The 25,959-nt window shown below is 40.3% G+C and carries 26 protein-coding genes and 1 pseudogene; 8 read left to right on the top strand and 19 right to left on the bottom strand.

The annotated features are described in order from the left end of the window. Window positions 1-5: 5 nt before the first annotated feature. Genes OWEHO_RS05595 through OWEHO_RS05585 form a run of 3 tightly spaced genes read right to left on the bottom strand, consistent with a single transcriptional unit; the run spans window position 6 to window position 2,883 of the window. On the bottom strand, window positions 6-761 hold the full coding sequence (locus OWEHO_RS05595; protein ID WP_014201503.1) for a rhomboid family intramembrane serine protease: 756 nt from the start codon (window positions 759-761) through the stop codon (window positions 6-8). Continuing rightward, window positions 761-2,608 (bottom strand): DNA mismatch repair endonuclease MutL, encoded by a 1,848-nt coding sequence (gene mutL, locus OWEHO_RS05590; protein WP_014201502.1) that lies wholly within the window; start codon window positions 2,606-2,608, stop codon window positions 761-763. The genes OWEHO_RS05595 and mutL overlap by 1 nt, the downstream gene beginning before the upstream one ends. After that, complete coding sequence (locus OWEHO_RS05585) at window positions 2,608-2,883, bottom strand: hypothetical protein (RefSeq protein ID WP_014201501.1); 276 nt, start codon at window positions 2,881-2,883, stop codon at window positions 2,608-2,610. Before OWEHO_RS05585 ends, mutL begins: the two co-directional genes overlap by 1 nt. 155 nt (window positions 2,884-3,038) lie before the next feature. Between OWEHO_RS05585 and OWEHO_RS05580 the strand changes: the two genes are divergently transcribed. Genes OWEHO_RS05580 through OWEHO_RS05560 form a run of 5 tightly spaced genes read left to right on the top strand, consistent with a single transcriptional unit; the run spans window position 3,039 to window position 9,087 of the window. Next, window positions 3,039-5,993: a glycoside hydrolase family 3 N-terminal domain-containing protein gene (locus tag OWEHO_RS05580; protein WP_014201500.1), complete on the top strand. Its 2,955-nt coding sequence runs from the start codon at window positions 3,039-3,041 to the stop codon at window positions 5,991-5,993. Further along, on the top strand, window positions 5,944-6,594 hold the full coding sequence (locus OWEHO_RS05575) for a toxin-antitoxin system YwqK family antitoxin (protein ID WP_083827974.1): 651 nt from the start codon (window positions 5,944-5,946) through the stop codon (window positions 6,592-6,594). The genes OWEHO_RS05580 and OWEHO_RS05575 overlap by 50 nt, the downstream gene beginning before the upstream one ends. 37 nt (window positions 6,595-6,631) lie before the next feature. Beyond that, the gene (bshA, locus tag OWEHO_RS05570) at window positions 6,632-7,765 is read left to right on the top strand and encodes an N-acetyl-alpha-D-glucosaminyl L-malate synthase BshA (RefSeq protein ID WP_014201498.1); all 1,134 of its coding nucleotides are present in this window, start codon (window positions 6,632-6,634) and stop codon (window positions 7,763-7,765) included. After that, the gene (locus tag OWEHO_RS05565; protein WP_014201497.1) at window positions 7,762-8,277 is read left to right on the top strand and encodes a hypothetical protein; all 516 of its coding nucleotides are present in this window, start codon (window positions 7,762-7,764) and stop codon (window positions 8,275-8,277) included. Before bshA ends, OWEHO_RS05565 begins: the two co-directional genes overlap by 4 nt. 18 nt (window positions 8,278-8,295) lie before the next feature. Further along, window positions 8,296-9,087, top strand: coding sequence for a cation transporter (locus tag OWEHO_RS05560; RefSeq protein WP_014201496.1), 792 nt, complete (start codon window positions 8,296-8,298; stop codon window positions 9,085-9,087). A gap of 69 nt (window positions 9,088-9,156) precedes the next feature. Here OWEHO_RS05560 and OWEHO_RS05555 read toward each other — a convergent pair whose 3' ends face one another. The 6 genes and pseudogenes from OWEHO_RS05555 to OWEHO_RS05535 all read right to left on the bottom strand — a co-directional run bounded on the left by OWEHO_RS05555 (window position 9,157) and on the right by OWEHO_RS05535 (window position 13,022). Beyond that, a complete protein-coding gene (locus OWEHO_RS05555) occupies window positions 9,157-9,696 on the bottom strand; it encodes a hypothetical protein (RefSeq protein ID WP_014201495.1) in 540 nt (179 codons plus the stop codon). Continuing rightward, a pseudogene (locus tag OWEHO_RS18600) lies at window positions 9,697-9,780 on the bottom strand (translation initiation factor); the annotation flags it as partial. It lies immediately after the preceding gene. 16 nt (window positions 9,781-9,796) lie between these two features. Beyond that, entirely contained in the window at window positions 9,797-10,636 is an 840-nt protein-coding gene (locus tag OWEHO_RS05550; RefSeq protein ID WP_014201494.1) for a hypothetical protein, read from the bottom strand. A gap of 57 nt (window positions 10,637-10,693) precedes the next feature. Then, window positions 10,694-11,047 carry a translation initiation factor gene (locus OWEHO_RS05545; protein ID WP_014201493.1) on the bottom strand — a complete coding sequence of 118 codons (354 nt, stop codon included), beginning with the start codon at window positions 11,045-11,047 and terminating at the stop codon, window positions 10,694-10,696. Between the two features lie 132 nt (window positions 11,048-11,179). Next, window positions 11,180-12,136 carry an isopenicillin N synthase family dioxygenase gene (locus OWEHO_RS05540; RefSeq protein ID WP_014201492.1) on the bottom strand — a complete coding sequence of 319 codons (957 nt, stop codon included), beginning with the start codon at window positions 12,134-12,136 and terminating at the stop codon, window positions 11,180-11,182. Continuing rightward, complete coding sequence (locus OWEHO_RS05535) at window positions 12,096-13,022, bottom strand: diacylglycerol/lipid kinase family protein (protein ID WP_014201491.1); 927 nt, start codon at window positions 13,020-13,022, stop codon at window positions 12,096-12,098. The genes OWEHO_RS05540 and OWEHO_RS05535 overlap by 41 nt, the downstream gene beginning before the upstream one ends. Window positions 13,023-13,103: 81 nt before the next feature. Between OWEHO_RS05535 and OWEHO_RS05530 the strand changes: the two genes are divergently transcribed. After that, window positions 13,104-15,080, top strand: coding sequence for an alpha-ketoacid dehydrogenase subunit alpha/beta (locus OWEHO_RS05530; RefSeq protein ID WP_014201490.1), 1,977 nt, complete (start codon window positions 13,104-13,106; stop codon window positions 15,078-15,080). Between the two features lie 221 nt (window positions 15,081-15,301). Here the strand turns inward: OWEHO_RS05530 and OWEHO_RS05525 are convergent, their stop codons facing one another. The 9 genes from OWEHO_RS05525 to OWEHO_RS05485 all read right to left on the bottom strand — a co-directional run bounded on the left by OWEHO_RS05525 (window position 15,302) and on the right by OWEHO_RS05485 (window position 23,132). Next, window positions 15,302-16,165 carry a pirin family protein gene (locus tag OWEHO_RS05525; RefSeq protein ID WP_014201489.1) on the bottom strand — a complete coding sequence of 288 codons (864 nt, stop codon included), beginning with the start codon at window positions 16,163-16,165 and terminating at the stop codon, window positions 15,302-15,304. 29 nt (window positions 16,166-16,194) lie between these two features. Continuing rightward, entirely contained in the window at window positions 16,195-16,623 is a 429-nt protein-coding gene (locus tag OWEHO_RS05520) for a nuclear transport factor 2 family protein (protein ID WP_014201488.1), read from the bottom strand. A gap of 25 nt (window positions 16,624-16,648) precedes the next feature. After that, window positions 16,649-17,512 carry an SDR family NAD(P)-dependent oxidoreductase gene (locus OWEHO_RS05515; protein ID WP_014201487.1) on the bottom strand — a complete coding sequence of 288 codons (864 nt, stop codon included), beginning with the start codon at window positions 17,510-17,512 and terminating at the stop codon, window positions 16,649-16,651. Window positions 17,513-17,596: 84 nt separating this feature from the next. Then, complete coding sequence (locus tag OWEHO_RS05510) at window positions 17,597-18,616, bottom strand: pirin family protein (RefSeq protein ID WP_014201486.1); 1,020 nt, start codon at window positions 18,614-18,616, stop codon at window positions 17,597-17,599. A 36-nt stretch (window positions 18,617-18,652) separates the two neighbouring features. After that, window positions 18,653-19,030 (bottom strand): DoxX family protein, encoded by a 378-nt coding sequence (locus OWEHO_RS05505; RefSeq protein WP_014201485.1) that lies wholly within the window; start codon window positions 19,028-19,030, stop codon window positions 18,653-18,655. A gap of 97 nt (window positions 19,031-19,127) precedes the next feature. Further along, window positions 19,128-19,598 (bottom strand): Crp/Fnr family transcriptional regulator, encoded by a 471-nt coding sequence (locus tag OWEHO_RS05500; protein ID WP_014201484.1) that lies wholly within the window; start codon window positions 19,596-19,598, stop codon window positions 19,128-19,130. A 106-nt stretch (window positions 19,599-19,704) separates the two neighbouring features. After that, window positions 19,705-19,971 carry a hypothetical protein gene (locus OWEHO_RS05495; RefSeq protein ID WP_014201483.1) on the bottom strand — a complete coding sequence of 89 codons (267 nt, stop codon included), beginning with the start codon at window positions 19,969-19,971 and terminating at the stop codon, window positions 19,705-19,707. 94 nt (window positions 19,972-20,065) lie between these two features. Beyond that, window positions 20,066-22,333, bottom strand: coding sequence for a catalase/peroxidase HPI (gene katG, locus OWEHO_RS05490; RefSeq protein ID WP_014201482.1), 2,268 nt, complete (start codon window positions 22,331-22,333; stop codon window positions 20,066-20,068). Between the two features lie 292 nt (window positions 22,334-22,625). Further along, window positions 22,626-23,132, bottom strand: a complete 507-nt coding sequence (locus OWEHO_RS05485) for a pyridoxamine 5'-phosphate oxidase family protein (RefSeq protein WP_014201481.1) — start codon at window positions 23,130-23,132, stop codon at window positions 22,626-22,628. Window positions 23,133-23,351: 219 nt separating this feature from the next. Between OWEHO_RS05485 and OWEHO_RS05480 the strand changes: the two genes are divergently transcribed. Continuing rightward, a complete protein-coding gene (locus tag OWEHO_RS05480; protein WP_014201480.1) occupies window positions 23,352-24,593 on the top strand; it encodes a putative DNA modification/repair radical SAM protein in 1,242 nt (413 codons plus the stop codon). Beyond that, entirely contained in the window at window positions 24,593-25,354 is a 762-nt protein-coding gene (locus tag OWEHO_RS05475; RefSeq protein ID WP_014201479.1) for a TIGR03915 family putative DNA repair protein, read from the top strand. Before OWEHO_RS05480 ends, OWEHO_RS05475 begins: the two co-directional genes overlap by 1 nt. A 76-nt stretch (window positions 25,355-25,430) precedes the next feature. Here OWEHO_RS05475 and OWEHO_RS18470 read toward each other — a convergent pair whose 3' ends face one another. Further along, a complete protein-coding gene (locus OWEHO_RS18470; RefSeq protein ID WP_014201478.1) occupies window positions 25,431-25,601 on the bottom strand; it encodes a hypothetical protein in 171 nt (56 codons plus the stop codon). Between the last annotated feature and the right edge of the window lie 358 nt (window positions 25,602-25,959).

Raw genomic sequence — 25,959 nt, 5'->3', positions numbered from 1 at the left:
ACTAATCAATAAAGCTCTCCTCTTTTTTTCCAGTATTTTATCAAAATAAAACCAAACAACATCCCACCAAGGTGGGCAAAGTGGGCAATATTACTGGAAGGGTCATTTGCAATTCCGCTGTAAAGCTCTAGCGCAGCATAACCTGCCACAAAGTATTTTACCTTAATTGGAATGGCGAAGTAAAGATAAACGTATTGGTTTGGAAACATCATCCCAAAAGCAAGCAAAACACCAAATACAGCACCGGAAGCACCAACGGTAGGTACATTGTATTTGTAATAATATTGTTGAATTACATCTTGCGACACCCCTGAAATAGCACCACCATCCCAGCGCCCACTTGATATTAGGTCACTTAGCATTTGTGGTGTAAAACCGGCATTTACAAGCTCTTGCTGTAGTGCCATTGCTTCCCAATAATTTACCCCGAGGTGGATAACCGCTGCACCCAAGCCTGTAATCATGTAATAAATGAGGAAACGCTTGCTACCCCATACATTTTCGAGGGTGTACCCAAACATCCACAACGCGAACATATTGAAGAATATATGTGTGAGATTGCCATGCATGAATATATGCGTGATTACCTGATAAGGTTGGAAATGTGGAGACCCTGGCAAGTAAAGTCCTAAAGTTTGGACAAGGTCAAAACCTGCAACATTCCCAAGTACCACCGTGGCCAAAAAGAAAAGCCCATTAATAATGAGGAGGTTTTTTATAACGTCAGGCAGCATTTTAAAGCTGGTCGGTCTTTGATACATTAATTAAATGATTTATCGATGTCTTCTAAATTCAAATTTACTACCACGGGCTTTCCGGCAAGGCTCACATAAGGCATTTCGCAAGCAAAAAGTTCGTCTACCAATTTGTGCATTTCCTGGGTGTTTAGCGGACTGCCAGTTTTTATAGCCGAAACCTTTGCCAAAGTGGTTGCCATCAGCTCATGCGTTTTACTGGCGCCATCACTTTTGTGGTCCTTCTCGTCTTCCAAAAGCCGTTCCAATACATCTTTTACCAAATTACTGTCAAGATAAAGTGGAATACCATTAATTATCACTTCATTTTGTCCGAATTCGTCAATGTCAAAACCTACTTCACGGAGTGATGGCAGGAGGCTAATTATGAGTTGGTAATCGCTTGCGCTAAAACTTATATTTTGTGGAAACAGCAATTGCTGGCTCGGAATGTTTTTATTTTCAAGAGATTGGAAAATGCGCTCAAAAAGAATACGCTCATGCGCTCTTTGCTGATGTATCATAATGATTCCAGTGCCATGGTTGGTAAAAATGTATTTTCTGCCAATCTGGCTGTAGCTTTTCTTCACCTCGGTAGTTTCGCCCATTTCCAGGGTTTCCTGCCTTTTCGGCTCATCTGGAAGTTCTGGTATATCTTCAAAAAGCTTTTCCCAATCCTGTGTTTTTTGGCTTTTACCTGTGTGCACATCCTGTGGAATGAAACTCGTTTGGCGTGTAGCCGAAGAGCTTGACCTGCCAGCAAGTTGCTCATCAAAAGGATTGAAATTAGGATTGATGTGAACACCCGGAGGTGGCACTGTTTGCCCTTTTTTCATTTGTGGTACAAAGTCCACATCTGATTCAAAATCCAGTGATGGCGCAATGTTGTACTGCCCCAAAGCATGTTTTACAGCCGTGCGAATAATGGTGAAAATGGAGCGCTCATCTTCAAACTTTATCTCCGTTTTGGTAGGATGGATATTCACATCAATCTTCGCAGGGTCAATATCCATAAACAGAAAATAGGAGGGGTGACTCCCTTCTGTCAAAAGTCCTTCAAAGGCATTACAAACTGCACGATGCAAGTAGTTATTTCGGATATACCTGTTGTTGGCAAAAAAGAATTGTTCACCTCTGGTTTTCTTTGAAAACTCAGGTTTACAGATAAATCCAGTAAGTTTTAAAATTGGTGTTTCTTCATCTACAGGAACCAACTTTTCATTGAACTTACTTCCAAAAATATTCACAATTCTTTGGCGCAAGCCAGCAGCAGGAAGGTCAAAAAGCTCATTGCCATTATTTACAAACGAAAAATGAATATCAGGGTGGGCAAGGGCTACGCGTTCAAATTCATCAATAATGTGGCGTAGTTCCACATTGTTTGATTTCAAGAAGTTTCTGCGGGCAGGTATATTGAAGAAAAGGTTTTTTACCTCCAGTTGAGTTCCGCGCTTGGTATTACAGTATTCTTGCTCCATTACCTTACTACCTTCCACACGTAGCATTACGCCAAGTTCCTCATCTTCCTTTTTGGTTTTGAGTTCTACTTGTGCCACAGCGGCAATACTTGCCAAAGCCTCACCACGAAAGCCTTTGGTGTGAATAGCAAAAATGTCTTCTGCCTTTTGGATCTTGGAAGTAGCATGACGCTCAAATGCCATACGGGCATCCGTTTCGCTCATGCCTGTGCCGTTGTCAATCACCTGCATCAGGGTTTTTCCGGCATCTTTTATAATGAGGGTAATATGGTCAGCACCAGCATCGATGCTATTTTCTAAAAGCTCCTTTACGGCAGAAGCGGGCCGTTGTACTACTTCACCGGCAGCAATCTGGTTGGCCACGCTGTCCGGTAATAGACGAATTACGTCTGACATTAATAGGTGATAATTAGATAAGTAATATAGGTGAGGATAGCGATGATAATCAACACTCTAAAGTTTGATTTACCCACACTTCGGCTGCGTTCATGACGCCATTTTCCCTCTACTTTTTCACGAAATGAAATGGTAGTGCGAGGTACTTCCTTGTCTGCGTATTTCTTCTTCAATTCCTCAATGCGCTCTTTTCTTTCATCGTAATAGCGCGGTTTCATATCAAACTGCTTAGCACGATGCGCTTTGAAGACGGAAGGTAGTCTTGGTGCTTCCATAGCTTCGTTTTTTGCAAAGTTATCAATTAATAAACGCCCAAAAGAAGCTTTGGGTATTAACAAGCTATCAACCTTACACTGTGGAATAATAATTGTTCAAGTGAACTGCCGCTGTATATTACTGTTTACTTTAGCGTGAAATGATGAATGACCCTATGCAAAGAATTAAAACACTACTGTTTACATCCCTACTTTTTATAATTTCTATGGTTGTCGCTCGCGGGCAGTCAGTTATATATGAGGGAGATACCGCTTGGGCTAAACAGAAATTAGAAAGTATGTCGCTGGATGAAAAGCTGGGGCAGCTTTTTATGGTAGCAGCTTATTCCAATAAAACAGCGGCTCACAAAGCAGAAATTTTAAAATTAATCAAAGAGCAAAAGATTGGTGGTTTAATATTTTTTCAAGGCGGACCGGTTCGTCAGGCGCACCTTACCAATATTTATCAGCAAGCTTCTACTACACCACTTATGATTGCTATGGATGCCGAGTGGGGGCTTTCCATGCGATTGGATTCTACCTTTAAATTTCCATGGCCACTTACGGTAGGAGCAACAAATGACAGTGCTTCAGCTTATGCGATGGGTAGAGAAATTGCCAAGCATTGCAAGCGATTAGGGGTTCATATCAACTTTGGTCCTGTGGTGGATGTAAATACAAATCCCGATAATCCGATTATTAACGCGAGGTCATTTGGCGAAAGCCCTGAAAAAGTAGCTAAGCTTGGAACGGCCTACATGAAGGGGATGCAGGATGAACATGTGTTGGCAAGCGCAAAGCATTTTCCCGGCCACGGAGATACGGATAGTGATTCGCATAAAACTTTGCCAACGGTAGGGCATGACATGGCTAGATTGGAAAGTGTGGAACTTGCTCCTTATAGCGATTTGATAAAAAATGGAGTAGGCTCTATTATGGTTGCTCACCTCAATGTGCCGGCTATGGATAACACCGGCACGCCATCTTCGCTTTCGCCAAAAATTATTAGCGACTACCTGAGAAACCAAATGAAATATGATGGTTTGGTTTTTACCGATGCATTGAATATGCGTGGTGTGGCTGATAAGTACCCTCCAGGGGAAGTAGATGCCAAGGCACTGATTGCCGGAAATGATATTTTACTTTTTGCACAAGATGTGCCTGTGGCTAAAGCCAAAATAAAGGAAGCACTCAAAGCGGGAACTTTGACCGAGGAAGCCATCAATGAGCATGTGTACAAGATACTGATGGCCAAAAGCTGGATGGGGCTTCAGGAGAAAAAATACATTGAGCCAAAAAATATTGTGAAGGAGCTCAGTCCAGAATCATCAATGATAGCCAATCGTGAGATTTATGAAAAGGCGACCACGGTGTTAACTAATCGCCAAAAGTTGATTCCCGTTAGGGAGTTGAAGGATAAAAAGATAGCTTGTGTGGTGGCCGGAACTGACATCGGTACTGAGTTTCACAGAGTTCTTAAAAAGTATTCAAACGTAGATTTGTACACTTACTCTCCGGGAAAAGATAATGAGCTTTTAAATTCCCTCTCTAATTATGATTTGGTAATTGGTGGAGTGTATACTTCAAATGCCTCTCCTTGGAAATCGTACAAAATAAGTTCCGAGATTAATGCTTTTGTAAAGAGGTTAGCTCGTCAGAATAAAACGATTATCACGGTTTTTGCCAATCCTTATAGCTTGCGAACATTTACCGGTGCTGAGGCTGCTGACGGTTTGATAATGGCCTATCAAAATCACCCTGATGCAGAGAGCGTTGCTGCACAAATAATATTTGGAGCACTTGGAGCTCAAGGCAGATTGCCGGTGAGCACTGGAGAGCTGTTTGAAGAAGGCTTTGGTTTTGATACCGAAAGCTTGAATCGTTTAGGCTATGCTCTTCCAGGTCAGGTAGATTTGGACGAAAATGAGTTAAATAAAATTGATGTTTTAGTAAGAGAGGCTATTGCCCAAAAGGCCACACCGGGTTGCCAGGTAATAGTTGCCCGCCACGGAAAAGTGGTTTTTGATAGGTCATACGGTCACCAAACGTATGATAAGAAAATGCCCGTAAATGATGATGATATTTATGATTTGGCATCCATAACCAAAATGGCCGCAACCTTACCGGTAATAATGAAGTTGGTGGAAGAAGGTCGCTTGGATTTGGATGAAAGACTGGGGAAATATTTACCACAGCTAAAAGGCACAAACAAAGACTCTTTAATAATTCGAGAAGTATTGGCTCATCAAGCCGGACTTACTCCTTGGATCCCATTTTATCTGGAAACACTCGATGACAAAAAGCATCAGAGACCTGAATACTATTCTAGCAACAGGGATTTTAATTATCCATGTAACGTAGCGGATGGAGTATACAGTTGTCGAAGTATTCGTGACACGGTGTACCAAAGGATTTATGACTCTAAGCTTTTGTCAAAAAAGGAATATAAATACAGTGATTTGGGCTATTACTTTTTGATGGAAATCATTGAAAACATGGAAAAGGAAACTTTGGATGAATACACTCAGGAGTGGTTGTATAGCAATTTGGGAGCCTACACTATGGGCTACAAGCCGTTGGATAGATTCACAGCTCAGCGAATTGTGCCTACTGAAAATGACAAACTATTTAGAAGACAAGAATTACGAGGCTATGTGCATGACCAAGGTGCAGCAATGCTTGGTGGGGTAGCCGGACATGCAGGTCTTTTTAGCAATTCAAATGATTTGGCTAAGCTTATGCAGATGTATTTGAACGAAGGGGAATATGGAGGTATTAGATATTTGGATTCAATTACAGTAAATGAATTTACACGCTGTCAATATTGCGATACAGATAACCGTAGAGGCATCGGTTTTGATAAACCACAGTTGGACGGACCAGGGCCTACTTGTGGATGCGTTTCTCCATTAAGCTACGGTCATAGTGGCTTTACCGGAACCTTGGCGTGGGCAGATCCCGCAGAAGAAATAGTATATATTTTTCTTTCAAACAGGGTACATCCGGATGCTGAAAACAAAAAGCTTTTAACATTATCAACACGAACACGAATCCAAAAAGTGATTTATAATTCCATTACAGATGAAAATGAAAAATCTGGCGCTAAGCTTATTAGTGATCTCCAGCACTAGTGCGTTTGCACAAAAAGACAGCTCAAAAGTAAAAAACGGTAATGTGGTGGAATACACCGCAGACAATCACATCAAAAGCCTTATTGAATACAAGGACGGAAAGAAAAATGGTATCGGTCTATTTTTTAGCGGGCAAGGCCTTTTGGTTTTAGAAGAGCATTATAATGATGGTAAGAAAAGCGGCCCTCATAGAGAATACGAAAATTACGGAAAGCTTACGGAGGAAGGAACTTACCTTAATGGGCATGTGCATGGTTTATATACTAAGTACTATGAAAATGGAAATCCACAAGAAAAAGCTAATTACAATGAAGGAATAAAAGATGGGCTTTCAACTTGGTACTATGCTGATGGGAAACCAGTAACCGAGTATACTTATAAAAATGGCGAGCTTAATGGACAGGCTAAGACATTTTATAAAGAAAGTGGTGCCATAAAAAGCCTGTTTACCTATGAGAATAATGAAAAGGAAGGAGCCTATCGTGAGTTTTATGAGAATGGTAAAATAATGCTGCAGGGCAATTATAAGAAAGGAAAGAAAAAGGGCTCGTGGGTAACTTACTCCCCTGAAGGTGAAATTGAAAAGACCGAAAAATTTTAGGCCTTGGCCAAATTTTGAAAACTAAAATTATCCTCAATTGAATATAGGAATCGTTTGTTATCCAACATTTGGCGGGAGCGGGGTGCTGGCAACTGAGTTAGGAAAGTACTTGGCTAAAACTGGGCATAACGTTCATTTTATAACGTATAGCCAACCAGTGCGCTTGGATATTTTGGAAAGTAATATTTACTATCACGAAGTAAATGTTCAGGACTATCCATTATTTCAATACCAGCCTTACGAGTTGGCACTTTCCAGCAAAATGGTAAATGTTACTTTAAAGTATAAGCTCGATTTGCTCCACGTACATTATGCCATTCCTCATGCTTATGCTGCATTTATGGCAAAGCAAATTCTTAAAGATAAGGGAGTGAATATTCCTGTAATTACAACTTTGCACGGTACCGATATTACCCTTGTGGGTAAAAATCCAAGTTATCAGGAAGCGGTGAATTTTAGTATCAATCATTCCGATGTGGTTACTTCAGTGTCACAAAGTTTGAAAGAGGATACACTTGAAATTTTTGACATACAAAGACACATTGAGGTGATTCACAACTTCGTGGATTTGAGCCTTTATAATAGAGTGGCTGACTGTCGTAAAAACTTTGCTTCCGAAAATCAAAAGATAATTTGCCACATTTCCAATTTCCGCGAGGTGAAGCGTATTGATAACGTGGTGGACGTATTTTACAAAGTACAGCAGGAGGTAGATTCAGTATTGCTAATGATAGGTGAGGGGCCTGAAAAGGAAAAGAGCCGAGAGCAAGCGCAAAAACTTGGCATATTGGATAAGGTAAAATATTTAGGTAAAACCTCAGAAATAGAACGTGTGCTGTGTATGTCTGATTTGTTTTTGCTCCCTTCAGAAAAGGAAAGCTTTGGACTTTCAGCATTGGAAGCTATGGCGGCTGGAGTCCCAGTAGTTTCATCAAATACTGGAGGTATACCAGAAGTTAATATTGACGGCCAAACTGGGTTTACTGCAGATGTAGGCGATGTAGATAGGATGGCTAAAGGGGCAATAATATTACTTCAGGATGAAGAAAAGATGAGCGCTTTTAGCAAAAATGCTCGTGCCCAAGCGGAAAAATTCTCACTTGATTTCATTGGTCCAAAATATTTGGATTTATATAAAAATGCGGTGAGCAGCGTGAAGTCAACCGTATGAAAAAGTTGATTATCCAAAGACTGGACACAGCCAATTATTTTAGAAAGGTAACGGTGCTGGTTGATGGAAAAAGCATTGGAAAAGTAAGCTTTGCCGAAACCGCTCATTTTGAAATTTCCACTGAGGCTAAGTCTGTAAACGTAAAATTAGATTGGTGTAAAAGCCTTCCATTTGAATTGGATTCGTCTTTAAATGAAGAGGTGTTTTTTGTAGAGTGCTCCTCAAATTTACTGAATGCGTTTTCGGCTCCGCAAAAGTATTTACGCCTTCATAAAGTGAAGAAAAAGGATTTGCCAACCAATCAGCAAATACTAGAATTTAGAGGGAATTTCAGAAAAGTTACCGGTATTTCTACACTCATGTTATTGTTGTTTGGTGTGTTTTTGGTTTACACTCTGTATGTAGCCATTTTTGAAAATTCACCACTATGGTATGCGCTTTCGGCCTTGGCGGGATATAATATTTACCGCATCAGCAAAGGTATTCGCCAGAGGATGAAAGGACAGATGTAATGCTCTCAAACGGTATAAATGCAAAAGACGATTTATAAGGTTAGCGAAATGGATTGCCCTTCAGAAGAGGCGCTTATTCGTATGAAGCTGGAGGGAATCAGAGGGCTTGAGCATTTAGATTTTGATATTCCGAACCGTGAGCTTGCTGTTTTTCATACTGAAGATAAAGAACCTATAGAGGCGGCTTTATTTTCATTGAATCTTGGAGCCAGTCATCAATCTACTGAAATAGCTAGTGACTTTAATCTACAAAGTGACAGTAATCAAAGTAAGTTGCTCTGGACGGTACTAATCATCAACTTTAGTTTTTTTGTAATCGAAATGCTGGCTGGTTGGTACGCCCAGTCAATGGGGCTTGTAGCCGATAGTATGGATATGCTGGCTGATGCCTTTGTTTATGGATTGAGTCTTTATGCTGTGGGGCATACGGTGGTACGCAAGAAAAAAGTGGCACGAATGGCCGGGTATTTACAAATCGCCTTGGCAATTATTGGCTGGCTGGAAATTGTGAGACGATTTTTGGGCGAGGAAGAGAAGCTTAATGTTACGGTGATGATTGTGGTTTCGGTTTTTGCTTTGATAGCTAATGCAATATGCCTGTATTTACTTCAAAAGTCTAAAAGCAAAGAAGCCCATATGCAAGCGAGTATGATTTTTACTTCTAATGATATTATCATAAACTCGGGAGTAATACTGGCGGCAGTCTTGGTGTATTGGCTTCAGTCCTCAGTTCCTGATTTAGTAATTGGAACCCTTGTGCTTGGTATAGTGCTGAGAGGCGCCATACGGATGCTGAAGTTGGGGAAGTGAATTTTTTCTTCTAGAGATAGAAGCTGAAAGTGCAAAATGATTCCATTGAGCCACCTAATATTTATCCAACTATCTTTTTCTGCGTGAACGAATTTTTTTAGCAGTCTCTCTTACGTTTTGATAGCTATCTTCAAATGGGATTTGTAAAATATTGGAAACTTCTTTCCCAAATTGCTTTGCTTTTTGGTAGTCCGTAATTTCCACTAGCAGGGTTTTGTGAGTTTCACCTTCAGCATAAATATCATAAGAACGGGTTCGCACGCTGGTGGAAATCGACTTCATATTCATTGTTTGGTTTTCAGTAAAAAGTTCAAGAATCACTTTATCGCATCCTTTGAGGTCTCTCTGATTGAGCTTTATTTTGATTGGGCCAAACTTGAAAAACGTATTAAGGCATTGATTACCCCCGTCTATAACCATTTCCTGAATTGATAATAGTAAACCAATTGCGGGTATTACTAAAACAGCCGAAATCAGGTATCTAATAAATAAGATTTCAAGGTTTAGAAAAGCAATAACGGCTACGGCCAATAATAGGATACCAAACCAAAATGGTGATCCTGAAAAAGTGGTTCCTAAAGAATAATTGATTTGGTTAGTTGACTTCATTTAACCCCCAACACGTTTCACTTTATATCCCTTATTTTTCAAAAAGTCCATGGCTTTGTCGCGCACATTTCCCTGGATGTTGATTTTAGCCTTGTGCATTTTACCAATCAATCTTTATTGTATTCAAAACTTGGTTTTGAAGTCTGGGGTGTCTCTGATTTAGGTCAATTTCACCTGTAACGACTAGAGCTTCATTTTCTTCAAGAGGAAGATAGCTTTCTGGTATTTTGTCATAAACATTTACAACAAAAGATGCTATGGCGTATTGAAATTGAATGGTGTTATTTTGCAGGATGTACTTCATGTAAGTCCAATCTTCCAGGCCATGCAAGCTTGAAATAGAAAAATAATCATTATAATATTTAGAGCGGTCTTCATCTAGAAAAGTGTAATGATTTTTATCAATTGGAGTTGGTATCAGTGTGTCTGCTTGAAATCTTAATAATCTAAAATTATAAGTCATACTTCCCATAATGTAGCCCGGAAAGCTATAGTCGATAATCACGTAGGTTGAGTCACTTATTTTTAAGATTGTATCAATTACTGAATACTCCCATGACATATCCAATATTATTGAGTCATTAAGATGGATGAAGTTGTAATACATGGTTTTGGAAGACCCACCACTATTTCCTACGATGCTAAAGACTTTGAATATGGTGTCGGGAGAGTAATATACGGTGCCCAAAAACCAAGACAGGGGGTGCGCGATATCAATTGCAATTTTTTCGAGTGAATCAGCTGTGCCCATTGCAATAAGACTGTCAACATTAATTTTTATAAAGGATGAGTCAAAATCAGCTGCGAGCTCCAAATTAAGTTCTAAAATGTATCTGGAAATTTGAGCTTCATCTTCAGAAGAAAGTTTATATCGCTGTCCAAAACTAAACACTGAAAAGGAAAGAGAAGCAAGGAGAAGGATGAAGGTTCTTAATTTCATTGTTGGGAGTTTTTAGATACCTTTCCAAGGTACAGAAATAGTGTTTGTATTCTACAATCAGCCCCCAACACGTTTCACCTTATATCCCTTATTTTTCAAAAAGTCCATGGCTTTGTCGCGCACATTTCCCTGGATGATGATTTCACCACCTTTTACGCTACCACCTGTAGCGCAATGGTTTTTTATGGCTTTCGCTAAATCTTTCAAATCGTCTTCTGGCCCTTCAAAACCTTTCATAATCACAGCCACTTTACCACCTCGACCTTTCTTTTCTAGGTGAGCCTCCAAGTGTTGCTCATTGGGGCTAAGGCTTTCCATAGCCTCGTCCTGCTCCGGTTCAAAATTGTCATTCGTGCTGTATACCATTCCTCCCAAATCCGAGAGACTGCTTAGTTTTTTTCCTTTTGCCATTGTTTAATATTTTGGTCAGAAGTCCGTAGTCGGAAAGCAATTCCTCAAAGTTAATTATTCATTTGTCCACTCCCGTCCTGCGGACACCCTCACCAGCGAGGGACATGTCTACCGGCTTCTGACTTCCAACTGTTATTTCTTCAATCCAATCTCTGCCAATCTCTCATCCAGGTATTCTCCTCCCGAAATGTCTTCATAAGCTTTGGGATGATTTTCATCAATACATTCTTCTAGGCAGTCCAAGCGCATTTCCGAGCGTGGGTGCAAAAAGAAAGGAATTGAAAAACGAGACTCTCCCCATTTTTCTTTTGGAGGATTTACCACTCGGTGGGTGGTGCTGCGCAGTTTATTGTTGGTTAATCTTTGAAGCATATCTCCAACATTTACCACTATTTGCTCCGGTAATGCCGTTACAGCAATCCATTCTTGCTTTTTGTTTAGCACTTCCAGGCCTTCGGCACTGGCACCCATTAGTAGAGTTATAAGGTTTATATCTTCATGCTCTGCAGCTCGCACGGCATCTTTGGGTTCGCTGGTAATGGGCGGATAATGAATAGGGCGGAGGATGCTATTTCCATTATAGATCTTATCATCAAAATAAAACTCATCCAAGCCAAGATAAAGAGCTATGGCGCGAAGCATATTTTTACCGGCCTTCTCCAAAGTTTGGTATACGATTTTGCCAATTTCATTGAACTGTGGCAATTCGTTGACCATCACGTTTTCTGGATATTTAGATTCAATCGGGTCACCATCTTCCACATATTGACCAAAGTGCCAAAACTCCTTAAGGTCACCAGTATTTCTGCCTTTGGCGTGTTCTTTTCCAAAAGAAGTATAACCCCGCTGACCAGCCAGTCCTTCGATTTCATACTTGGCTTTTACTTCTGCCGGAAGGCTAAAAAAATGCTGAACCTGATTGTAAAGTTGGGCCGATTGCTCATCGGTAAGTCCGTGATTTTTTACGGCTACAAAACCTATTTCTTCATAGGCTTGTCCCAGTTTTTGAACAAAAGCTGCTTTTCTTTCGGCATTCCCCGAAAGGAAATCATTCAAATTTACTGAGGGAATATTCGGTGTGGAGTTCATGTAAAAATGCTTTGGGAACAAAGATATTCAAAGCCTTTGGCAAAACCTTGAATTCTATTTTTTTCCCAAGCTTAAAGGGCTCTCCATCCAAATGTGCAATCTTAGATTTCTGTTTTACAGTAAAATGTGCTGACCTAAAAGTTTCTAAATATTTAGAGTCATCAATGGTTTTGTTAAACAACTGAAACGCCAAAGCAGGAGCCGCCAGAGTGTGAAATTTTGTAAGCATACACACATCAATTAGTCCATCATCGAGGCGGGCATTTGGTGCAATCCACGCATTGTTTCCAAACTGAGAACCATTGGCCATACTGATCATCAAAGCACGTTTTTTAAACTTTCCTTCTTCCGTACTTATAGTATATTTTTTTGGCTTGTATTTAAACCATTGATTGAGAACACTGTAGATGTAGGTACTGAAACCACGCGATTCCATTTGTGCAAACTTGTGGGCGATCAATGCGTCATAACCAACTCCAGCCACATTAAAAAAGGGTCGACCATTTGCCGTGCAAACGTCAATTTTCATCACTTCGCTTTCGCTAAATGTTTTTATAGCCTTAGAAGGATTCATCGAGATTTGAAGATGCCTCCCCAACCCATTACCAGATCCTATAGGTATAATTCCAAGTGCGGTATTGGTGCCGATTAGACCAGTAGCGGTTTCATTTACTGTTCCATCGCCACCTACAGCAATCACCAAATCAAAGCCATCTTTAGCAGCAGCTGCGGCCAAATCGGTAGCATGAGTTGGGCCAACGGTAAATTCAATGGCATAGTTAAATTGATCTTCTGGAAGATATGTCTCAATAAGACGTTCTATAAAAGCCTTGTTTTGAGTACCGCTGATGGGGTTAATTATGATTAAAGTTCGCTTTGCAATCATGTGGACGAAAGTATCCGATTACTGTTAAGTACAAGTTACTTTAATTGGTATTTTTAGCACCCTTTTAAAGAAACATAATTGATGAAATTCAACCGGAAAGCTTTTACTGACTCACAGCTTTTAGACATATATAAGAACTTACTCAAGCCTCGTCTTATTGAAGAGAAAATGCTCATCGCGCTTCGTCAGGGGCGTATTTCAAAATGGTTTTCTGGCTATGGCCAGGAAGCTGTTTCGGTAGGAGCCACCATGGCGATGCATCCCAATGAGTACATGCTACCCATGCATAGAAATTTAGGGATTTTTACCACTCGCGGAATTCCTTTGTACAACCTGTTTTCACAATTTCAGGGTAAGGCAGATGGTTTTACTAAAGGACGAGATCGCTCATTTCACTTTGGGAGCAAGGAGCATCATATTGTTGGAATGATTTCGCACCTCGGCCCACAAATGGGCATTGCTGACGGTATCGCATTAGCTGGAAAGTTGAATAAGGAAAAGAAGGCAACATTGGTAATTACCGGTGATGGTGGCGCCAGTCAGGGAGATTTTCATGAAGCTATAAATGTGGCTGCCGTTTGGGATTTACCTGTAATTTTTCTAGTTGAGAATAATCATTGGGGGCTTTCCACGCCTTCCTCAGAGCAGTTTAAGTTTAGAAGCTTTACCTATAAAGCGATGGGCTATGGTATAAAAGCTAAAGCTGTTGACGGTAATAATGTTCTGGATGTTTATCAAGCAGTAACTGATATCACCACAGAAATAAGAGAAAACCCCGGGCCTTATATTTTGGAATGTAACACCTTTAGAATGCGTGGCCATGAAGAAGCGAGCGGTACAAAGTATTATCCGGATGGACTTCAGGAGAAATGGGCCAAAAAAGATCCTGTAGATAATTATAGAACTTTCCTTTTGGAGAAAGGCATTTTGCACCCTGATGAAAATGAGAGGTTGCAGGAGGAAATCAAGAAAGAAATTAATGATGCTTTTGAGAAAGCTTTTGTAGCTCCCGAAATTGAATTTGATAAGGCCACCGAATTTGTGGATTTGTATGCTCCGGTGAAGCATGAATTAATAGATCCTTCGGATGAAGCCAAAGAAGCCCGTTTGGTAGATGCCATCCACGAAGGGCTAAAAGAGAGTATGCGCAAGCATAACAATCTGGTAATAATGGGGCAAGACATTGCCGAGTATGGCGGTGTGTTTAAAATTACAGAAGGTTTTGTAGAGGAGTTTGGAAAAGACCGTGTACGAAATACTCCACTTTGCGAAGCTGCCATTGTTGGCTCTGCACTAGGACTTTCTGTTGGTGGTTACAAAGCCGTGATGGAAATGCAGTTTGCAGATTTTGTGACTGAAGGTTTCAATCAAATAGTAAATAATTTGGCAAAAATACACTGGCGCTGGGGACAAAATGCGGATGTAGTGGTGCGTATGCCAACAGGAGCAGGAGTAGGAGCAGGGCCTTTCCATAGCCAAAGTAATGAGGCATGGTTTACACACACACCGGGGCTTAAGGTGGTTTATCCTGCTTTCCCGGAAGATGCCAAGGGACTTTTGATAAACGCTATTGACGATCCCAATCCGGTGATGTTCTTTGAGCATAAAGCTTTGTACCGCAGTATTTACGGACCATTGCCGGAAGGTTATTACCATGTGCCAATTGGTAAAGCTAATTTGATAAAAGAAGGAAATGAAATTTCCATAATTACCTACGGAAGTGGCGTGCACTGGGCATTAGAATACTTGAATGCAAACCCCGAAATCAGTGCCGACTTGATTGATCTTCGCACTTTACAACCTTTGGATAGAGAAGCCATTATAGCTTCCGCTAAAAAGACAGGACGTGTGGTTATTCTTCAAGAAGATGTGATGTTTGGCGGGATAGCCTCAGATATTTCGAGTATGATAATGGAAGAATGCTTTGCTGATTTGGACGCTCCGGTAAAACGAGTGGCCAGCCTTGATACACCTGTGCCTTTTGCCAAAGCTTTGGAGAATGAATTCTTGCCAAAGAAAAGGTTTGCAGAAGCAGTAGAGGAGTTGTTGAGGTTTTAAATAGAGTTTGATACGCGGAGCTTTTAATTTGGCGGATTGCAAAGTTGTTCTAGCTGGTTAAGGGGCTCAGGTATGAAACGTAGGGCATTTCGAAGCTATGGACTTGAGCCAAGGCAAGACCTGCTAAAAACGCAAAACTTGCGGGTTGTGCTGTATACCCTACGTTTTATACTAATTGTTGTATCGCATTTTTAGAGTAATAAGTTCAGATACTATTCGCTTTAGGGATACTGTATCTTCCCATATTTCCCTTGAGTATATTCCTTATATGCCAGAGCAATTTCCTCTTCACTATTCATTACAAAAGGCCCTTGGGCTACTATTGGTTCTCCATACTTTTCTCCACCAAATAGTAAAATATCCAAAGTTTTATCAGAGGAATTCTCTATTTCAATTTCTCCAGCATCTTCATCAAAGACGATTAAATCACCAGCATTGAAGTTTTCATCATTGATTACTGCTGAAGCAGTTGGTAAAACAGCAGCAACTTCAGTATTTTCTAAAGAGTCTATTCTAAATTTTTGTTTGGGGTTAAGCGCAATATGATATAAGAATTGCTTACTGTATGTAGGTATCTTGGCTGATAATTCTTGATAACTCCCAACAATAACCCGAACAAGCCCTGCCTTATCTGCAAGTTGCTTTTCTGGAACCTCCTCTGCTTGCACAGGTATATACTCTGGTTTCATCGTTTTTATTTTGGAAGGTAAGTTTATCCAAAATTGAAAAGCATACTTTTCCTTCTCAGTGAAATCTCCATCTGGTTTGGATCTCTCATCGTGCACAATACCATTGCCCGCGTTCATCCATTGCACACCTCCTGAGCTTACCAAGGCACGATTTCCCAAACTATCTAAATGTTCTATTTCACCACTAACGGCATAGGTTAACGTAGCTATGCCTCTATGTGGGTGAGGGCCTACACCTCTTGTTTCAGTATTCGCAATTTTAAATGGCCCTGCTTGATCGAGCAGGATAAATGGCCCAACAGCCTCCGTAAGACTGTTGGGTAAATAACGACTAATGGGTGCGCCTGCAATGGCACTGCTCAAAGCCGTATTTGAAAATTTAATTTTCTTTTGCATGACTAATCTTTTTTTAATTCAACAAGGGTTTACACCTGACCATTCGTATTGGCAGTTTTACTTGGATCTATGATTTCTTGTAAAACATCCCAGTGTTCTATTATTTTTCCTTCGTCATTAAATTTTAGAATATCTACACCAGCTGTTCCTTTATCGGAAGGATCATCATTGCTTAGGTTATAGAATATTACATGTGACCAAACGTAATCGCCAGCAGCAATAATTCTATGTATTTCCACTCTAGAAGTAGGGTGTGTATGACCAATATAGCCAAATGCTTGCCCTAAGGCTTCTGCTCCTGTAGCTATGGATGGATTGTGCTGAATGTATTCGGGTACCAGATATTTGTTCACAGCTTCAATAGCATTGTGTTCGTTTATCATTTCATCATACAGGGCTAGGGCTGTATTCATATTTCTAACACTTTTCGTGTCTTTTAAGTCTACTATCTTTTCCATAATAATTATTGTTTTATTTTTTTAATTAATTGAGGCCTAGAGTCTTGATTTTCATTTGATCTAACTCTTGGTCTGTTTTTGTGTGAATTATTTTCATGGCGTTCTCCGCATCTTGTCCAACAGTGGCTCTGCTGGGTGCAGGATTAGTTTCTGCAATTTCTACTACTTTTTCGGCTGCTTCAATAGCAGATATTCCTGCAGCCTGTCCAGCGTTAAAAGACTTTGAAAACTTTCCAAATTGCGCTCCATAGAGTGCAGATTGTTCGGTAGTCATATTCTCAGCAATGGCCTGTAGCTGAGCAGCCGTTTTTTCAGGACCATCTGTAAGCATACTTCCGGGGAGAACCAATGTATAATCTACACCAAAAGGAAGTAACTCTATTCGATACACATCTGCCAATGCTTCCAATGTTGCTTTAGAAGCACTAGATGGGCCATTAAATGGAATGGGGAAAAAGCCAGACATTGAACCGATTTGTAAGATTCTTCCTTTTGCTTTTCTGAGTAATGGTAGAAACGCATGAGTAACTGCGATGCTGCCAAAAACATTTACTCCAAATTCCTTTCGGATGTCATTTAAAGGTATGAGTTCCATCGGGCCAGGAGTAAGGACACCTGCATTGTTGATCAATATATGCAGCCCTGTGTCTCTTATGGAGCTGCTTACCTCATTCACCCACATATTTACTTCCTGCTCTTTGGTGATGTCGGTAATGGTGAGGAATATGTTATCTGGCTTACCGGCCTCAATAAAAGCATCGATTTCTTTTTGTGACAACGCTGTTCCAAAAACATCATACCCTTTTTGTGCCATTTGGAGGGAAATTTGTTTTCCTAAGCCACTTGCTGCGCCAGTGATGGCAACTGATTTATTATTTCTATTTGTCATGATATTATTATTTGTTAGGTCAAAATTGGAAAGCTTTAAACTCCAAAACATTAATGTAGATTAAGAAAGGAGTGATGACCTTATTTATCTTTCTTCTGACGATCCATCAGGGTACTTAGCAAATCGACCCTTAGCGCGATCAAAAACCTGCTCTGTTTGAGGCCAAGGCCATCCTCCAAAGTGAGTTTTCCGGAATTCAGTAAACCCAAGATTTAACTCTTCATCGGTGTTCATTACAAAGGGTCCTCTTAGCGCTACCGGTTCATTGATGGGCTTTCCTTGCAGAATAAGAAATTCAGCTTCTTTGTCTCCATTTATAATTTGTACACTCTTTCCGGGAAGCACCTTCACAAGATGGTTGACCTCAATTTTCGTGTCTTCCATATGTAGGGTATTCCCATTATAGAAATACAGTGTATTGTGCACCCGATCGTTCAGTGAGGCCGGGAGTATCCACTCAGCATTCGGCTCCATTTTTACACTAAATATGGCCACTCCATTTTCAGGGTTGGCAGCCCAAGAATCTGGTGTTGGTTTGGGTGCTTGGTTAGATTTATAGCTTCCGGCATAAACCTCAAGGGTTGTTTTCTTACCATTTGTATCTACTTCCTCAATCTTTGGTATGCTCTCGTTCCATAGCATTTTATAATGAGGCTCTGCCAATTTGCTTTGGCTAGGCAGGTTCAACCAGATTTGAAAAATCTCTAAGGTATTTGGCTTATCTGTGTGTAGCAGAGGAAACATTTCTGAATGCTGAATTCCTTTACCCGCTGTCATCCATTGAGCATCGCCCGCACCAAATCTACCTGCGCCTCCAAGAGAATCACTATGGTCTACAAAACCTTGTTTGCCGATGGTAATGGTCTCAAACCCTAGATGGGGATGATATGGAAAACCTGGAATGGTTTTACCATGGTACATACTATATTCATTCTTATTGCTAAAATCCTGACCTAAAACTCTGTCTGTTGCCTGAGAGGGGTCTAAACCCATTTTTTCGTTTCCCTTTGGGTAGTAGTCTAAATGATGCACAGCAAACAAAAAGGGATCCTCTGTGCGCCATGGCATTTGCAGTGCTTCTATTGCTAAAATTTTATCTTTCATAATTTTCAAATTGTGAGTTCAAATTCTATAATGTATCTATATAATTGGCACTAGGTATAGTCTTCCAATCACCACAAATACGGCAAGCAACAGCAAAACTATGTTTGTCATTACCTTGCTTTTTTCTTTTCGATCGTAGTGAACTTTCATAGCGCCCACCATAGTTATGGCTAGGCCTATTGCCGCTAGAGGAGTTAGTGCCGGAAAGAAATCCATAGCCATGGGCAGGATGAGACCTATAGCACCGAGCAATTCTGCAAGGCCTATTAACTTAAGGCTGAGGTCGGAGTATTGGTCTACCCAGTCTCCCAGTTTTTCGCGAAGCTCTTGTTTGGGTTTGCTGAGCTTCATGGCTCCGGCCATTAAAAACATGAGAGCCAACAGACCTTGAACTATCCACAGTATTGTATTCATTTCTTCTGATTTTAATCGTTAATAATTTATTTACGATACAAAGATCAGTGAGAAAAAATGCCTGTGCATTAATGTAGATTAAGAAAAGCGGATTGCACTATTTTAGATGCTTAAGGTGCTGACTTTTGGCAGCACTCAATGCTTCGGGGGTAATCCCCAGATAGGATGCAATCATGTATTGAGGTACCCTTTGTGCAATGGTAGGGTAGGTTGAAATAAAGTGGGCGTAGCGTTCAATTACAGATGCGCTCATGAGCATAACAACTCTTCTTTGCAGCACCCTCATTCGCTTTACGATTTTTTTGTGGTCAATTTCTAACTCGGTGTTTTTTTCAATTTGTATAACCACAGAATCTTCTAAGGCATCAATGTACAAATCGCAAGGTTCATCTGCGGCAGCATAGTCGGTAACTATCCACCCCTCAGGGCCGAACATAAAAATATGTTCTTTCCCATTTTCATCAATGGTATAACTTCTGAGTAAACCAGATTCTACAATATATGCCTGACTATGCAGGTTACCTTTACTTTGCAGGATTTGCTTCTTTTTTACATTGATTTTATTCATCTGATATTTGACTTGGAGTGTGATTTTATGGTACGATGCGTGGTGGCGGGTTTTAACTCACTAACTTTACGGTTAAATACTAATCTTTACAAACTTTCTATTCAGTTCATATTATAAATTCGAACTCTTTAGAATCCGTGTCAGTCTCCCAGCAGTCTATGTATGAATCATGTAGGTCATACTTTTGAATTCGACTATAGTAACCTAAGCCTATATAAATTCCTGATTCGGTAACGATAATGCCTTGCACGTCACTTATGTGGAGTTGGGTGGAGCATTCACTAGCATTTGCCTGTACCCAGGCAATTAAGAAGCCATTACAACCTATAAAAGCAATAAGTAGTGGAAGAATAGAAAGGCTTTTTCTAATCATAGTCTTTAGGCAGAGTTCCGAGAATTTTGGGTTTAAAGAAACAAAAAAGCCGATCAATTGACCGGCTTTCGTTTTTGAGAATTCTAATGCTTGCTTATAGCAAGTCAAATCGGTCAAGGGTCATCACCTTGGTCCACGCTGCTACAAAGTCGTTTACAAACTTTTCTTTAGCATCATTGCTGGCGTATACTTCGGCCAAAGCTCTGAGTTCAGAGTTAGATCCGAAAATAAGATCTGCTCGGGTGGCAGTCCATTTTGTTTCGCCAGTGGCTCGGTCCTTTCCTTCAAAAATTTCTTTATTTTCTGAAGCGGCTTCCCATTTGGTGCTCATGTCCAATAGATTCACAAAGAAATCATTGTTAAGCGTCCCAGGGGTGCTGGTCAAAATACCATATCCGCTATGATCATAATTAGCATCTAAGGCGCGCATACCACCAACGAGCACTGTCATTTCCGGAGCGGTAAGATTTAGCATTTGAGCTTTGTCTACAAGTAATGCCTCCGTAGGGATAGCGTATTGCGTTTTTAGGTAACTACGAAATCCATCAGCCATGGGCTCAAGCACTGCCATACCTTCCACATCAGTTTGCTCTTGTGTGGCATCCATGCGGCCAGGGGTAAAGGGAACTTCAATATCATAACCTGCATCGTTAGCTGCTTTTTCCACCGCTGCGCTTCCGCCTAATACGATAAGATCGGCCATTGATACTTTTTTGCCCTCTGACTTTGAATTGAATTTCTTCTGAATTTTTTCCAGCTTCTTCAACACCTTTTCCAATTGTTCAGGATTGTTAGCTTCCCAGCTTCTTTGTGGCTCAAGCCTAATGCGGGCACCGTTTGCACCACCTTTCATATCGCTACCACGAAAGGTAGAAGCAGAAGCCCAAGCCGTACTTACCAGTTCGCTAGTAGTAAGTCCCGATTCCAAAATTTTTGACTTTAAGTCAGCAATATCATTGGCATCAATTACTGTATGATCTAAAGCAGGAATAGGATCTTGCCAGATAAATTCTTCTTTTGGCACTTCTGGACCTAGGTATAATGAGCTTGGTCCCATGTCGCGGTGGGTAAGTTTGAACCAGGCTTTAGCGAAAGCTTTTTCAAATTCTTCTGGGTTGTCCAAAAATCGCTTTGAAATAACTCCATAAGCCGAATCATAACGAAGTGATAAATCGGTGGTAAGCATAGTTGGTTTATGACCTTTAGTTTCATCAAAAGCATCGGGTACCATAAAGGCAGGATCTTTGGCCACCCATTGATGAGCACCAGCAGGGCTTTTAGTCAATTCCCAATCTGTAGCATATAGGCTTTCAAAAAAGTCATGACTCCATTTGGCCGGGGTAGAGGTCCAGGTTACTTCTAAACCTGAGGAAATAGCATCCGTTCCCTTTCCTGAATTATAAGAGCTTTTCCAACCAAAACCTTGATCAATAATGTCAGCAGCTTCGGGGTCGGCACCTACATGTGAAGCATCACCTGCACCATGTGTTTTTCCAAAAGAATGACCACCAGCAATAAGCGCTACGGTTTCTTCATCGTTCATACCCATTCTGCCAAAAGTTTCACGAATATCAATTGCTGCAGCTACCGGATCAGGATTTCCATTAGGGCCTTCTGGGTTTACATAAATAAGCCCCATTTGCACCGCTGCCAATGGTGTTTCTAATTGGCGATCGCCAGAATAACGTTGGTCATCAAGCCATTTGGTTTCAGAACCCCAGTATACAGTGCTGCGTGGTTCCCACATATCTTCACGACCTCCACTAAAACCTATGGTTTCGAAGCCCATATCTTCTAAAGCTACATTTCCAGTAAGGATCATAAGGTCAGCCCAAGAAATTTTATTTCCGTATTTCTGCTTCACAGGCCATATCAGCCTGCGCGCTTTGTCAAGATTTACGTTATCGGGCCAGCTATTGAGTGGGGCAAAGCGCTGTTGTCCTTCACGTGAGCCTCCACGGCCGTCACCCGTACGATAAGTTCCGGCACTGTGCCAAGCCATGCGGACAAACAATGGGCCGTAGTGTCCAAAGTCTGCCGGCCACCAGTCCTGAGATTGAGTCATTACTTCGCGTAAATCTTTTTTTACTGCTTCGTAATCCAGGCTGTTAAAGGCTTCTCTATAATCAAAATCCTCACCCATGGGGTTAGAAAGAGAAGAGTTTTGTCTAAGTACGCTTAAGTCTAATTGGTTTGGCCACCAGTCTTTATTGGTAGTTCCGTGTAGTTTTGGTTCATTGGTAACTCCTGCCGAGGCAGCGCTTCCATGCATTACCGGACATTTTGAAATGTCACCAGTGCTGGGTTGTGCGTATGCCGATAAGGCTAGGAGCGTTACTGAAAATAATATGATTCTTTTCATAAGCCGATTTATTGGATTGATTTAACACTGCATAGTTATATAGTTTTTTATAATAGATTAATGAATTGCAATAAGTATTATCTATACTTACATTCGTAAGTATCCGTAGTATGTTTCAGCTTAATGGGTTCAAAAGTTTGTTCCTATTTTCAACAGCCTAAGCTATAAATGAGAAAGCAGCCACGCATGTTAGCGGACTGCTTTCTTTCTTCTGCGGGAATCACACTTAAATAATTATTTAAGATGGCCTTAAAGATTATGAGCTTAAGGCAAAAAGAACCCTTAGGGAGAGTTACAATTTCATTTCTCCATGAGAGTCTTCGGCATCATAGGATTTTCCGGTGATAGCGGCCTTGGCAATTTTAAGAAACACCACCATCTTGCTGTCATTAGCATCCCAGTATTCTGCATGATTTGGAGATACCTTTAGTAAGGTCATATTAGGATCCTCCAATCCTTTAGGAAACCAGGCTTTTAGTATTGGATTCCATAGTTCCTTTTCCTTAGCCTTATTGTCTACGGCTTTTGCCTTGCCCATTACACAGGCATAGGTATTATTTTTAGGTTCGCTGTAGCATAAACAAAGTCCATTGTCATTTTCAATCTCTTTTACTTTTTCCGAACCCTCATTGGTAAAAAACCAAATGGTTCCATCATTATCAATACCAGCGGTGGCCATAGGGCGACTGTGTATGCTATTATCTTTTTGAGTGGTACACATCATCGCGATATTTACATCGTTTACTATATCCTTTAATTTCTTTAAGGCTTTTTCGCCTTGTAAATTTTCACTGCTCATTTTAAGAGAATTTTAGTTTGTATGATAACCACAAAGACGGCTATTAGTTTATAATAAAACTGATTAACTCCCGGGTTTGTAGTCTCTTGGGAACAGCATAGATCCGCTTCATAGATATGCTATAAAATTTGTTTTTGGAACCAGAATAAGGGCTATTCGAACAGTTAGTTCTTGGCTTGCATTCTAAATTAGCCATTGATAAATTTTGGTGAAATCGGTATGAATGAGCGTGTAAAGGAGAAGCTTCAAATCCTGGCGGATGCTGCTAAATATGATGTAAGTTGCTCTAGTAGCGGTAGTAAAAGAGCGAACAGCAATAAGGGTTTAGGAAATGCTACCGGAATGGGTATCTGCCATAGCTATACCGAAGATGGCCGTTGTGTTTCGCTTCTTAAAATATTATTGACCAACCACTGTATTTTTGACTGTGCGTATTGCGTGAGTCGCAAAAGTAACGATGTGAAGCGAGCAGCTTTTACCGTGCAAGAAGTGGTAGATCTTACCATCAATTTTTATCGAAGAAATTATATTGAGGGCTTGTTTTTAAGTAGTGGCATTTTTAAAAATGCTGATTTTACCATGGAGCGTTTGGTTCGCATAGCCAAGAAGCTACGCATCGAACATAAGTTTAATGGATACATTCATTTAAAAGCTATTCCGGGAGCCAGCGATGATTTATTACACGAGGCAGGGTTATACGCTGATCGCTTAAGTGTGAATTTGGAAATTCCCTCCGAAATTAGCTTAAAAAAAATTGCTCCGGAGAAAAATTACAAGGAGGTGTATGACCCCATGAATTTTTTGAAAGAAAAGATTAGTGGGTACAAAGCGGAGAAAAGAATAGTGAAAAGTGCACCGCTCTTTAGTCCCGGAGGACAAAGCACTCAGCTAGTTATTGGCGCATCTCCCGAAACAGATTTCAATATTTTGCAACTTAGCAAGTCTCTTTATAAAGAGCAGCGCTTAAAGCGAGTCTATTATTCGGGCTATATTCCTGTAAGTGACGATAACCGCTTGCCTGCTTTAATAAAACCACCCTTACAGCGTGAACATCGTTTGTACCAGGCTGATTGGTTAATGCGATTTTATGGTTTTGATGCTAATGAAATTGTGGATGAAACTCAACCCGATTTGGATTTACAACTAGATCCAAAAGTAGGATGGGCGCTGCGCAATCCGCATTTTTTCCCGGTAAATATTAATACCGACCCTTATGAAATGATTTTGCGGATACCGGGTATAGGAGTGAAATCCGCAAAGATGATAGTACATAGCCGCAGATTTGGAAAGCTTCGTGAAGAGCACCTAAAGAAAATTGGTTTGGTATGGAAACGAGCCCGCTATTTTATTACAGGAATAAACCATACTGTAGGTGCAAAGGATTGGAAACCTGAAAACCTTCGCCATCAACTTATTTCACAAACGGTGCAAAAAGGGCAGGGGCAGTTAAGTCTTTTTTGATGAGAGAGACGGCTTATACATATGATGGAACTTTTGAAGGATTGATTAGTGTGATATTTGAAATTTATAGCACTAAGCAACAGCCGCTGGAGATAAAGCAGCAGAAAAACTATACGCCCCCACTTTTTGGTGAAACCTTTCATGTAATTTCAGATTCTGTTCGCGCTAATCGAGTTATTAAAAAAATAAAAGCTCTGGATAAAAGGTTTTTTGGTCAGTTGTTTCGCGTGTTTCTTTCGGAAAAAGAAGATCGGGAAATGTTGATTTTTCGATCAATCGAATTATTATTGACCAAGCCTGCTGCTGTAAAGGGGGATTATCGCAATCCAAACCTTTTGCGAGTAAAGCAGATAAATAAGGAAATAAGTAGAGAGGTTCACCGAATGCATGCTTTTGTAAGGTTTCAAAGATTGGCGGATGATATTTGGTTTGCAGCTATTGAACCGGATTTTGATGTAATGCCTTTAATAGGTAATCATTTTGAAAAGAGATATGCCGACCAAAAGTGGGTGATTTATGATGTGAAGCGTAAATATGGTCTTCACTATGATTTACATCAGATGGAATTTATAGAACTCAATTTGGACAACAGCCTGAATGCGGAAAAATTGTCATCGGATTTGCTGCATATAGATGAAATGGAATATCAGCAATTGTGGAAAGAGTACTTTGATTCTGTAAATATTAAGGCACGGAAAAACATGAAGTTACACATTCAGCAGGTGCCTAAGCGTTATTGGAAGTATCTTTTTGAAAAGTAATTAATACTATTAAAAATAGAAAGGGGAAACCACTATATAGGTTTCCCCTTTCTTCAACCAAACCTAAACCTAAGCACTACTTTTTGGTACCTCTCTCTGAGGTAGATGTACCACTTTTCTTATCCTGTTGTGGATTTTGGCTACTCTTTTCCGAATGAGTAGATCTACCTTTTTCCTCTTTTTTGGCTGTAGCCTTTGGTTGGTTAGCAGCACGATCCTTGTCCTGAGACACATTTTCATTTTTCATAATTGAATATTTAAAAATTAAACATCTGAACTACCGGGCGGAAATAGGTGGTCATACCGTCATTTTTTGGATGAGCTAATTTGGCCACTTTTTTTTAGCCTTTATCTTAATAGCCTTTAAGGCTTAATTGTTTTTTTGTAGGTAATGTATTATGAGAAGATTTTTTATTTTTTTAACTATACTCGATATCATCTCATCCCCATCTTTCTATTATTACTGCTTTACCATCAATCCAGACTCCATTTAAAAGTTTTTAATACTAGTGCTATGAACCGAAGAATGTGGTAATCGCAATCAACTAAAGTTTCAATTTTTTATACTACATAGATCAACATTGCTAAGATCGAATATGTTTGTA

The sequence above is a fragment of the Owenweeksia hongkongensis DSM 17368 genome, from assembly GCF_000236705.1.
Classification (GTDB): Bacteria; Bacteroidota; Bacteroidia; order Flavobacteriales; family Schleiferiaceae; genus Owenweeksia; species Owenweeksia hongkongensis.
The sequence above is the reverse complement of the archived record's forward strand: the minus strand, read 5'-3'. Positions and strand labels throughout refer to the sequence as shown.